Annotated in this window: 10 protein-coding genes; 5 read left to right on the top strand and 5 right to left on the bottom strand. The window is 70.6% G+C overall.

Annotation, left to right across the window (positions count from 1 at the left end):
* The first annotated feature begins 1 nt into the window (after position 1).
* Genes E1287_RS08110 through E1287_RS08100 form a run of 3 tightly spaced genes read left to right on the top strand, consistent with a single transcriptional unit; the run spans position 2 to position 2,830 of the window.
* A complete protein-coding gene (locus E1287_RS08110) occupies positions 2-922 on the top strand; it encodes an SCO2523 family variant P-loop protein (protein WP_131964225.1) in 921 nt (306 codons plus the stop codon).
* Positions 919-1,869, top strand: a complete 951-nt coding sequence (locus E1287_RS08105) for an SCO2522 family protein (protein ID WP_131964224.1) — start codon at positions 919-921, stop codon at positions 1,867-1,869. Before E1287_RS08110 ends, E1287_RS08105 begins: the two co-directional genes overlap by 4 nt.
* A complete protein-coding gene (locus E1287_RS08100) occupies positions 1,847-2,830 on the top strand; it encodes an SCO2521 family protein (protein ID WP_131964223.1) in 984 nt (327 codons plus the stop codon). Before E1287_RS08105 ends, E1287_RS08100 begins: the two co-directional genes overlap by 23 nt.
* Before the next feature lie 10 nt (positions 2,831-2,840).
* On the opposite strand, the gene E1287_RS08095 is transcribed toward E1287_RS08100, so the two are convergent.
* Complete coding sequence (locus tag E1287_RS08095; protein ID WP_131964222.1) at positions 2,841-4,031, bottom strand: FAD-dependent oxidoreductase; 1,191 nt, start codon at positions 4,029-4,031, stop codon at positions 2,841-2,843.
* Between the two features lie 983 nt (positions 4,032-5,014).
* Between E1287_RS08095 and menC the strand changes: the two genes are divergently transcribed.
* Together menC and E1287_RS08085 are read left to right on the top strand one after the other, a co-directional pair.
* On the top strand, positions 5,015-6,127 hold the full coding sequence (gene menC / locus E1287_RS08090) for an o-succinylbenzoate synthase (RefSeq protein WP_131964221.1): 1,113 nt from the start codon (positions 5,015-5,017) through the stop codon (positions 6,125-6,127).
* Positions 6,128-6,352: 225 nt separating this feature from the next.
* Positions 6,353-7,066 carry an AfsR/SARP family transcriptional regulator gene (locus tag E1287_RS08085; protein ID WP_165968924.1) on the top strand — a complete coding sequence of 238 codons (714 nt, stop codon included), beginning with the start codon at positions 6,353-6,355 and terminating at the stop codon, positions 7,064-7,066.
* Positions 7,067-7,139: 73 nt separating this feature from the next.
* Here the strand turns inward: E1287_RS08085 and E1287_RS08080 are convergent, their stop codons facing one another.
* From E1287_RS08080 to E1287_RS08065, 4 genes are all read right to left on the bottom strand, one after another.
* Complete coding sequence (locus E1287_RS08080) at positions 7,140-7,559, bottom strand: hypothetical protein (RefSeq protein ID WP_131964219.1); 420 nt, start codon at positions 7,557-7,559, stop codon at positions 7,140-7,142.
* Between the two features lie 81 nt (positions 7,560-7,640).
* Entirely contained in the window at positions 7,641-8,291 is a 651-nt protein-coding gene (locus E1287_RS08075; protein WP_131964218.1) for a response regulator transcription factor, read from the bottom strand.
* A gap of 50 nt (positions 8,292-8,341) precedes the next feature.
* A complete protein-coding gene (locus E1287_RS08070) occupies positions 8,342-9,595 on the bottom strand; it encodes a histidine kinase (protein ID WP_131964217.1) in 1,254 nt (417 codons plus the stop codon).
* On the bottom strand, positions 9,589-11,313 hold the full coding sequence (locus E1287_RS08065) for a substrate-binding domain-containing protein (RefSeq protein ID WP_131964216.1): 1,725 nt from the start codon (positions 11,311-11,313) through the stop codon (positions 9,589-9,591). The genes E1287_RS08070 and E1287_RS08065 overlap by 7 nt, the downstream gene beginning before the upstream one ends.
* Positions 11,314-11,518 lie beyond the last annotated feature (205 nt).

Below are 11,518 nucleotides of genomic sequence, written 5' to 3'. Positions count from 1 at the left end.
CGTGCTCGTCATAGCCACCTCCGACAAAGGCGGCACCGGACGCTCGGTCACCACGTGCAACGTCGCCTACCGGCGCGCGATGCAGGGCGACGACGTCTGTTACCTGGACTTCGACTTCGGCTCGCCGACCGCGGGAGCGATCTTCGGGATCGAGCGGATGGCCCACGGAACCCAGGACGAGGACGGGCTGCACCGGTATTTACAGGGCAAGACGGTGACGCCGGGCCATGTCGACGTGTGGTCGGAGAGCCGCCGTCCGCCGGGCTCCGGTCCCCGGCCGACGGGCGCGGGGAACCTCGTCCTGTATCCCGGCGACCTGGGCGGCGGTGAGTTCACCGCCAAGCCCGAGGTCATCGAGCGCTGCGCCGAGCTGCTGCTGCTGTTGCAGAGCCAGTTCTCGGTGATCTTCATCGATCTGAGCGCCGGGCGGTCCCATGCGGCGGAGATGATCCTCACCGTCACCGCGCGGGAGCGGCGGATTTCGGAGACACGCTGGCTGGTCTTCCACCGCTGGACCAGGCAGCACATCTCGGCCGCGGCCGACCTGGTGTTCGAGAACCGCGGGCTGCTGGAGTTCGGCAACCTGTTCGGCCACGACCGCGACGAGCTGCGCCGGTGCATCCGCTTCGTCCGGACGGCGGTGATCGACCCGAAGAGCGACCAGGGCGTGCTGGGGCTGCGTGCCGAGCAGGAGGCATGGTTGCGGCAGGTGGACAAGGGCCTCAACGAGCAGGCCAACATCGCGGGCCTGGGCCGTACCTCCGTGATCGCGACGGTGCCCGTCGACCCGGTGCTCCAGTGGCGGGAACAGCTCATCACCGACGAGGACGTCTACGCCGAGATCGCCAACGACGGCACCGTCGAGGCGTTCGCCGGGCTCGCCGCGAGCCTGGACGATCCGGCGGCATGGAGCCGGATATGACGGAACCCGAGCTGGAGGTCGACGTCCTCACGAGCCAGCCGCGGGTGGCGCTGGTGCCGCGCTCGCACCTGTCACTCGAACTCGGCCACCTGTACATGGAGGACCTGCTGGACGGCCCGGAGGCCCTGCGCCGCCATTTCGCACGGATCAGCCCGTGGGCGGGCTTCGTCCGCGCTCGGTATCCGGCGCCTCTGCGGATCAGTACCTGCTTCCTCGTCGACGACTACTTCAGCCAGGTCGCCTCGCCGAAGAAGCTCGTGCCCGAACTGCTCGACGCGGCACACGACGCCGGGCTCGGCATCGACTACCTGGTGCGGGAGTCCGCGTGCGCCTCCGTCGGCGAGGTGTCTCCGGCGGAGCTGGTCCTGGGACGCATCGTCTCCGACCCCCCGCGGGGCAGCAACGGCCTTCGTCCGCCGGTCCACATGACCGGCTGGGTCTCCAACAGCAAGGACAGGCTCAGGCCGGACGGGCTGGACGAGGCGCTCGCCACCCGGCCGTGGCGGCCGCCCGAGCAGAACGGCGCCCGGAGCCACTCCATCTGCATGGAGGTCCAGCTCTGGGACGAACAGGACGGTCAGCGGCGCTGGTCCTGCGCGCTGCTCTCGGCCGTCTGGCAGCTGCTCAGGCTGGGGCTTCTCCGTCATCAGGGCAGGGCCGTGGTCTCGCCCGCGCGGTGGACGGGCGAGTACCCGGACAACTGGGAGGACCTTCCGCCGCTCGTCCAGCTCGCCGACGGCGCGCAGCCGTTCGCCGCGTTCCAGACGATGTCGCTGCTCGAGACCCGGTTCGCCGACGTGGAGACCGCCGTCCGGACCATCCTCGACCAGGTCTCGGTCGATCCGGCCGTCACCGAGCAGACCGCCGCCCAGGCCACGGCCCAGAAGGTCGATCTACCCGGGGACGTCGTCGGCAGGATCTCCCATGTCTTCAGCGACGGCTTCTGAGAGCACCCTCTCCATCGGAGAGATCCGGACGGGCCTCCTCGGGCACTCCACGCAGCTGTCCATGGCGGAGACGGTCAGGCTGCTCGACCTGGTGCCCGGCGAGCAGGTGCGGCACGCCGCGTATCCGCGCGCCTACGCGGTCTCGCCCCAGCGGCTGGCCGGCATCGACTGCTTCATGCCTTCACACTCGGGACGTCGTGTCCGGGGCGTCGGCACGTTCGCGACACGGGCCACCCTGACGGGCGGCCTGATCGTGCAGACCTGCTCGCACACCACGCTCGTGCCGTCGTCCCGGCAGTACCGGCGAGAATGGTCGCACTACCTGGCCAACCCCGGCATGGTCGAGTATCTGGGCCGGTTGCGCCTGGAGGACGCGGCCGCGGGTTTCGCCCAGGCCGAGCACGGCCATCTGAACATCGAGATGGGGCGTACCGCCGAGTCCACGATCTTCAACCTCCAGCGGTCGAGGCTGCTCGACGGCAGGCAGCCGCTGCACGCTCCGCTGGGACGGTGGCGATGGGCGCTGCAGCCCGTGCGGGAGAGCGGCGACCCGGGCCTCTACCGCTTCACCGTCCTGCCCGAGGGCACCCGCCTGATCCGGCTCTCGGTGGCGTGGCCGGACGTGTCCGACCTGCTCGACCTCGTCGAAGACCTGGCGTTGCACGATTGGCTGCTCGACTTCGTCGGCCGCCAGATCGAGCGGGCGCGGCCCGGCTCCGGGGACCTGGAGCGGACGCTCCAGCACATCGGACCCGTCATCGACCACCTGCTTCACCACTGGATGCCCAAGGCCCGGGTCCAGCCCGGCCTGTACGGGTTGTGGGACGCTTTCGACCGTTTCCAGGGCCTGACCCGGCAGTGGGACCTGACCATCAACCGGATCCGCGACCATGTGGCGCTCAACAGCCTGCGCCTGGTGCTGCGAACGGAGAGCGAGTGGTCGGGGACGGGCCGGAGCTAGCCGCGAGGGGCTAGCGCGAGGGGCTCGCGGCGAGCCGCTCTGGCCTGCTCACATGCAGGTCGGCGCGGTCCTCCTCGGTCAGCGGCGTGTCGAGCAGCAGCTTGACGGCCAGCTGCGCCGTGCGCGGCGCCAGCGTGATCCCCAGGCCGTTGTGCCCGCTGGCGGCCAGCACGCGGCGGTGCGGATCGACGTAGCCGAGGACCGGCAGCCCGTCCGACGTTCCCGGCCGGATTCCGGCGCGGGCGCCGATGACCTTCCAGCCGGCGACGTCCGGCAGGATTCGCCGCAGGTTCCGCAGGATGGACTCACTGGCCCGCGGAGACGTCCCCGTCGAGGCGTCGCCCCGGTCATGGGTCACGCCCACGGCCACCCGGCCCTCGGCGTAGGGGGTCGCGCGGACGATGTGTGTCTTGTTGTCGTCGCGCACCAGCGCGTCGCATTGGGTGCGCAGCCCGCCGTTCACGGGAGCCTCGACCTCGAGAATCTGGCCTTTGACGGGGCTGAAGTCGCCGTCCCGCCAGTCGATGAAGTCTTTGACCAGCTCATGACTCAGGTGCCCCGCGGCGACGACCACCTTGTCGGACCGCAGGACGCGCCCGGATCTCAGGACGACCCGCACACCGTCCGCGTCCGCGCTGATGTCCTCGGCATGGTCGGGCACGCAGGTTAAGCCGTTGTCGGCTTTCAGGAGCGCCTCCAGCGCGGCCATCACGCGCAGGGGCTCCACCGCGAGGTCGTCCGGCAGCCACAGCCCTCCCGTGACGGCGGACCCGAGCAGCGGCTCGCGCCTGCGCGCCTCGTCCGCGCCGAGTTCCTCGGCGGGTACGCCGCGCTCGCGGAGCAGCGGAAGCACATCGTTGATCAGCCGATCGTGCTCCTTCTCCTCGATCGCCACGCACAGGAGCCCGGAACGGCGGAGCTCGATCGGCTGCCCCCAGGCGACGCGGAGCCGCTCGATCCAATCCGGGTAAAGGTCTCGACTGCGTTGGGCCATGGGGCCGAGGGCGCCGTGTCCTTCGTCGTACAGGTGCGGGTTGATCCCACCGGCCGCGGCTTGCGAGGCACCGGTCTTGACGCGGGCGCGGAGCTCCTGCTCCACTATGCTCACTCGCAGTCGCGACCCGCATCGCAGCTGTTCGGCGATCCCACCTCCGATGATGCCTCCGCCGACGATGATCACATCGTGGTGGGTGGGGATCATCACAACTCCTTCGACACCGAGGTCTTCTTAGGACGGCGGGTACCTCGGCGCGGTGCCCATCGTCGATGCTGATTCCGGAGCGCCGCCCCCTGGCTACGCCCACGGCGGAGAGAGCGGCTCCGAGCGCGAATCAGCCAAAGCGGGCATCGCCGATGGATGCATCCCGAAAGGAAGTTATATCACCGGCCGCTCGCTGTACCTAAATGGTTAGTCTAGCTTGGGCACTTTTTCGCGCCGACGGGGATGATGTCGTGACTCGGCAAGCGCCGCCGGAGCGATCGAACGGTCTTGCCCAGAGTTGAGAGCGGGTGCCCCGGACGGCGTTATGTCGCATATGTCACCTTTTGGCGCTCACGTGGAGGTACGGCGGCGCGCGGCACCGCATTGGCTGCCGAGTAAACGGCTGAATGCCCGAGTGCCAGGCCGGTGCGGGCGGAGATGATCTTAAGGTCAGCGGTCGGTAATCGATTGAATTCAGCGCCGCCGCGGCGACGGGACGACCAGCCGCCCGATCCCGGGGAATAATGGATGGGCAATGGCCTCGTAGCATTCCCGAATTCGGGATTTGAAATCGAACTCACCTGAGATCCGGCCGGCTGCCGTTCCGGACGCGGCCCTCGCGTCCCGAGAACTGCGCCGCCTTCGTCTGCCGCCCACCGAGTCAACTGGGCCCGGTCCGCCTCCCGGCGGCACCGGTGCGGCCTTCGGTCACCCGCTGCGCTCACCGTCCGACGGCTCGGCGAATCGCCGGACGGTGGACCGGTCCCGCCATTTACCCACCGTCATCGCAGCCGGCTCAAACTGGGTCGGGGCGCTCTTCGTCCGACAAAGCGATCTCTATGGTCCTTGGTCCACGTCGACCCATAGAGATAAGTTACCAACACATACCCGCCATTTCAGGTGGTGCAGGACACAGAAGGTTCGACCCGCCCGGCCGTGCACCGGAGAAGGGGGCCGATGGACAGCTCAGCGATGGCCGGCCGATGAGGATCGAGCACGTCGACCTGATCGAGGTCGCACTGCCGCTCGTGAGCCCCTTCCGAATGTCGTCCGGGACGATGACGTCCAAGGAGACGTTCCTCCTGCACGTGGTCACCGACGCCGCCGAGGGCTGGGCCGAATTCGCCGGAGACCCCGAACCCGGTTACTACCCCGAGTTCGCGGATGCTGCGGAGATCGTCGTCCGCGACTTCCTGCTGCCCGGCGTCCTCGCGCTGCCCGAGCCGCGGGTCGCCGCGCTCGGCCCGGTCTTCGCGGCGGTCAAGGGCAACCGGCTCGCCAAGGCGGCGCTCGAGACGGCGCTGCTGGACGCCGAACTGCGCTCCTACGGGATGTCCCTCGGCACCTTCCTGGGCGCGGCGCGGGAGGCCGTTCCCGTAGGCGTGTCCGTCGGCATCCAAGGCTCGGTCGGCGAGTTGCTCGACACGGTGGAGCGGTATCTCGCCGAGGGTTACGCCCGGATCAAGCTCAAGATCGCGCCCGGCTGGGACCTGGACCCGGTGCGCGCGGTCCGGGAGCGGTTCGGGGACGACCTGCCGCTCCAGGTGGACGCCAACACCGCCTACACCCTCGGCGACGCCGGGCACCTGCGCCGCCTGGACGAGTACGGCCTGCTGCTCATCGAGGAACCGCTGCAGGAGGACGACCTGTACGCCCACGCGCAGTTGCAGCAGCGCCTGGCCACCCCGATATGCCTGGACGAATCCATCCACACCGCGCGCGACGCCGCCGCCGCGATCGCGCTCGACGCCTGCCGGGCCGTCAACGTCAAGCCCGCCCGTGTCGGCGGCTACCTGGAGGCCCGGCGGATCCACGACCTCGCCACCGCGCACGGCGTCCCCGTCTGGTGCGGCGGCAACCTCGAAACCGGCATCGGCCGCGCCGCCAACCTGGCGCTGGCCGCACTGCCCGGCTTCACCCTCCCCGGCGACCTGTCGGCCTCGAACCGCTATTTCGCCGAGGACCTCACCGAGCCGTTCGTCCTGCACGACGGTCTTATGCGCGTGCCTGCCGGGCCGGGCATCGGCGTCGAACCCCGGTCGGACGTCCTGGCCCGGCATACCACCGCCGCCCGGCGGCTCCACCCGCGAGCGTGACCGATACCGGGCGGCTGCGGCGTCGGCGCGGGTAGTGCTGCGGCACTAGTGGGTGGTCTTTCGTTCGGCGGGTTAGGTCTCTGGCACCTGTACGGCCTGGAGCGGCGGCCGTCAGGGTGAGCCTTGTCCTTGCCGGAGCTGTGGGGAGTGGCCGTGGAAGTGCGACTGCTGGGTTCGGTGACTGCGCGGTTCGGAGGGAGCGAAGCGGTCTTGAGGTCGGGACGGGTGCGAGGGCTGCTGGCGGTGCTGGCCTGGGAACCGAACCAGATAATTCCCGACGCCGCGCTGATCGACCGGATCTGGGACGAGTCGCTCCCCCGCCATCCGCAGGCGGCGCTTTACACACTTGCGGCGCGATTACGGGCGGCCTTCGCCGAGGCGTCCGGGGACGCCGCCGAGCGGGAGCGCGTGATCCGGCGGTGCGGAGGATATGTGCTGGTCGCCGCTCCCGAGGACATCGACGTCCATCGCTTCCGGAGCGCCGTCGCGCAGGCTCGCGAGAATGTCTGGAATGGCGCGGACGCAATGGCCGTCCGACTTCTCGACAGTGCGATCGGGATGTGGCGGGGCGCGCAACTCACCGGAATCACCGGCGCGTGGGCCGACCGGGTCCGCATGACGCTGGACCAGGAAAGGCTGGCGGCGGTGCTCGCCTGCGCCGAGGCGAGGCTCCGGCTGGGGCGGCACGCCGAAACCGTGCCGTTGCTCGCCGGGCTCGCCGACGAGCATCCCTTGGACGAGCAGATCGCGGGCCTGCTGATGGTCGCGTTATACCGCTGCGGACGGCAGGCCGAAGCGCTCGCACGCTATACGACGGTTCGCACGCGGTTGGTCGGGGCCCTCGGCGTGGAGCCGGGGGCCTCGATCAATGAACTTCATCGGCGCATTCTGCACGGCGATCTCTCACCCATCGCATCGCGAATCGCCGGTATCGATTAGCGGTGGCCGTGCCTCGCATGCCCGCCGAGCCGGCCCCCGGGCCGGCTCGACGGGCATGGGAACGGGAGAGGGGTCAGCACTTGCCGACGAGCTGGGTGCGGTCCCACCACCCGCCGACGTGCCAGATCCTCTTCTTCCCCTTGGTCTTGGCGTTGACGCGGATGCACGTGGTCTTGTAGTTGGGCTTACCGGTGGTCCACGTGCGGACCTTGATGTAGCCCTTGTGGCTGCAGTGGTTGTTGAAGTAGAAGGTCGTGGACTGCTTGCCGGGTGCGAAGGAGATGTTGAGCTTCTTGCCCTTGGGCTTGGAGCACTTCCGGCTCATCCGCTTGACGGCGGCCGCGGCGGCCGCGGTATCGGTCTGCTTGGCCGCGGTTTGCGTCGCCGGCTTCGCCGGGGTGGCCTGGGCGGTCGCGGCCATGGCCGGGGTCGCCGCCATGGTGAGTGCCAGTCCGGGCACGGCCACCATTCGGGCCAGTTTCTGGTACTGCATCTCGCACACCTTTCTCGCGCGTGAACTGACGTACGCGAGAAGTGTCGCGAGCTGACCTGTCCTTTTCCTGTCGCGGTTCTTTCACGGATCTTCCGGCGCCGGGGGCGGTTCGTCCGTGCGCAGCCAGCGGGCGATGGCGGCGCCGCGCGTGTCGACCGCGAGTTTCGCGAATATGCGGTTCACGTGGTTCTTCACCGTGAATTCGGAGATGAACAGCTCGCGGGCGATCTCGGCATTGGTGCGGCCCCGGGCGATGAGGTCCATGACCGCGCTCTCGCGCGGGCTGAGACCGAATCGGGCGCGGTGGGGCGCGGGCGTCCCGGCGGGCGGTGTGCGGCGGATCGCCGCCACGACCGCCATGCTCGCCTCGGGCGACAGCGGGCTGTCCCGCCCGCCGACCGTGTCCCGGATCGCGGCGACGAGCTCGGGCATGTCGAAGGCGCCGTGGACGAGGTACCCCGACGCGCCGTTGCGGATCGCGTCGCCGATCACCGCGGCGTCGGTGTCGTAGGAGAGCATCAGGACCTTGGCGATCCTGCTGAGCGGCCCGGCGGCGGCCACGCCGTCCAGCACCGGCATGCGCACGTCGAGGAGCACGATGTCCGGACGGAGGCGTCCGGCCAGCTCGATCGCGTGCCGCCCGTCCACGGCCTCGCCGACGACGTCGATACCGGACGCCCGCAGCAGCGTGACGAGCCCGCTGCGAACGATCGGATTGTCCTCGACGACCATGACACGGATGTGCGGCGACGCCCCACCCGTCGCCCGCCGCCCAGGCGCGCTCACCGTACCGCCCCCGGCGAAGCGCTCGGTGCTGCTCTCGGCGGGGGGCTCGGTGCTGGTCGGTGGTCGGTGGGCGGCATTTGGAGGGTTACGGTCGTGCCCTGGCCTGGTGTGGCGTCCACGGTGAGCCGGCCGCCGATTCGGTGTGCTCGTTCGCGCATGCCGATCAGGCCGTAGTGGCCGTCCCGGGCCAGCAGGTCCAGCCGGTCGCCCTCGGGCGGCACGAACCCCCGACCGTCGTCGCGGACGAGCAGCGTCGACGCGGCGGTGTCGCGGACCACGAGGACGTGCCGCGCGTCCGCGTGCCGCTCCACGTTGGCGAGCGCCTCCCGGACGATCGAGATGATCTCGTACCGCACCGCAGCCGTCTCGTCCGGTCCCCCCGGCAGCCGGGTCACCGCCGCGATGCCGGTCCGGGCGCTCCACTCCGCTACGACGGCGGCGAGCGCGCCGTCCAGCGGCTGCTGGTAGACGTCGTCGCGCAGGTCGGACAGCAGGGCGCGGGCCTGGCGGGCGGCGACCTTCAGCCCGGCGACGACGGCGCGGGCGTCCGCCTCGGCCTGCTCGGGCGACCGGCGCACCCAGATCGGCAGCGCCTCGGCCGACATGCTGATCCCCTGCAGCGTCTTGGCGAGCGAGTCGTGCATCTCGCGGGCCAGCCGGGCGCGCTCCTCCGCGGCCGACAGCGCCGCCGCGGCGTGCCGATGCCGTTCTTCGAGGTCGGCGTAGTCGTCGAGGAACCGGCGCAGCGCCACCCCGGCGCACGCCGCGAGCGGATAGAACGCGGGCAGCCCGATCAAGGCCGGTGTCCTGGCCGCAGCCTCCTGCCCGTCCCCGCCCGCGGCGGCGGCGAAGAACAGCGCCGTCTGCGCGGCGCAGATGACCAGGACCGCCCGCCATTCGTACAGGACCCCGGCGATGGCGGACGTGAGGACGGTGACCAGGAAGTACGGGCCGAGCGCCCCGCCCGACACCAGCACCGGGCACATCAGCAGGGCGTCCAGGCACCACAGCGTCGGATGGCGCAGCAGCAGGGAGGGGACGCCGCGCCAGGCCAGGCAGGCGACGGCCGTCCCGGCGCCCACGGCCGCGACCGCGAGCATGAGCGACGCGTCGCGCCAGTCGTCCGGGACGAGCATGACCGTCATGGCCAGCACCAGCCCGCGCAACACCAGGAGCACGCGAAAGGCGACGCCGAGCCGCTCGCGGTCGGGAGCCGCGCCCGCGTCGCCGGATTCCCTGACGGTCAGCACTTGGGCGGGGTGCAGACGCGCATCAGATCGGAATTCCTGAACAGTTCCTCGATTCCCTCCGGGTTCTTGATCTGGAATGAATGCCCCTGGACCGCCCCGGTCATCTGTTTCAGCCCCGGGTCGATTCCGGCGCCGAAGGCGACGACCACGAAGACGACCGGACGCGCGGGATCGATCTGCTGCCGAAGCCTTGCCAACGCCTTTCCGAATTGCGCGGACGGGCGGCCGTCCGCGCCCATCGCGCTGAGCACCAGCACCACATTGAGCTGGTCGGCGTCGTAGCGGCGCTTCATCTCCTCGTAAGCCGCGACCACCGAGTCGTAAACGGCTCCCCCACCGCCGCGCTGCGGCCGGATCGCGTTCAGCTGCTTCTCCAGGAAGAGCCGGTGGGTGGTGCCCATCCGGGTGCGGCTGCCGAGTTCGCCGATCCCGACGATGGGACGGTGCGAGCGGCGCGTGCCTCGTGCGCCTGAATTCTGCCCGCCGGACGTCGTCCACAGCCCGAACTCGGAGTCGTCCCCGACCAGGTTGAGGCCCCTGTTCAGGGAGACCAGCATGGCGTCCAGGCGGTTGCCGCCGGGGCCGATGGCGCCGCGCCAGGCCGCGCCGGTCATCGCCGCGCCCGCCGGACCGGACGGGTCGACCAGCGCGAGCACGTTGATCTCCTGCTTGAAACTCCGCCACGTCTGCTGGACCCAGGACGCCGAGCCCGGGCTGGCCACCGCCTGGATCCGCGGCAGCGGCATGGACAGGCCACCTCGCCCCACACCGCCCGCACCCGTCACGGCGGAGCGCAGCCCGCGGCGGTTCAGCTCCGTGACGCCCGCAGGAGCGCGAAACGCCCGGAGGAACTCGTCTGCACGGCGCTGCTTGCCGAGGTCCGCCGTGGTGACGGTGAAGGGGAAGTCCAGCGCGGGCGTGCCGGACGACGGGTACACCGTGCCGGGGACCCCGGCCCGTCCAGTGCCGCCCCAGCGCAGCGCCTGCTGCTCCGAGACGACCGCGACCTGGGCGGACGCGCCCTGCGCAGGCCCGTTCAGCACGGCGGCCGGGTCCTGCCCCGGCTCCAGGATCTCGATCGTGCGCAGCGTGCCCGCGAACCTCTTGAGTGTGCTGAAGCCGTGCCCGTTCCCGATGGAGTCCTGCAGCGCGAGGAGGGAGGCCATTCCGGTCGCCGTCCGCGCGGGGTCGGGCATCCGGATCAGCAGGTCGTTCCCCGCCTCGGGCCGCTCGCCGCCCGTCCCGCCGGGGAGGAGGCCCGCCCACGTCCGGCCTTTCCGGCCTGGCGAGGCCGCCGGGGGGAAGGCGAACACCAGCGGTGACACGGCCACGGAGACCGAGCGTCCGAGGACCGTACGCCCGGACGCGCCGCTCCGCGCGAGGTCCAGCCACAGCTCGGAGTCCGGAATCCAGACGTCGGGCACGCCCCGCCCGGCCGCCAGCGCGGCCGCGGTGTCGGCGGACGCCTCGGGCACGATCCGCACACCGGCGCAACCGCCGAACCCCTGCCGCGCGGCGATCGAGGACGCGGCGTCCGCGATCGCCGGATCGGCCTTCACGACCAGGGACGCGCCACCGGACTCGCATTCCTCGCCGTTCGCGATGAGCGCCCAGCCGCCGCCTCCGAGGAGGAGCCCGGCCCCGAGCGCGATGGCCGCGGCGACACTGATCCGGTCGCGCCGGGAGGCGCGCGACCGTGCGGTGTTCGGATCCATCATGAGCCGTCCTTGGTGCTGGGAAGCCCGAAGCCGGAGGCGTCGCGGACCAAACGGGCGCTCGACCCACTTCCGTCAGCTGAACGCAACCATAACTGTAGCGATCCGGCTAATGCCGAATTCTGCTATGACGCCCCGGACGCCATCCCGCCGAACGGCATTTCCGCTGATCACATCAGCGCGCCGCGTTATGGACCGTTGTAATTGT

The sequence above is a fragment of the Actinomadura sp. KC06 genome (genome assembly GCF_004348735.1).
Lineage (GTDB): Bacteria > Actinomycetota > Actinomycetes > Streptosporangiales > Streptosporangiaceae > Spirillospora.
This window is presented reverse-complemented; position numbering and strand designations above follow the sequence as displayed.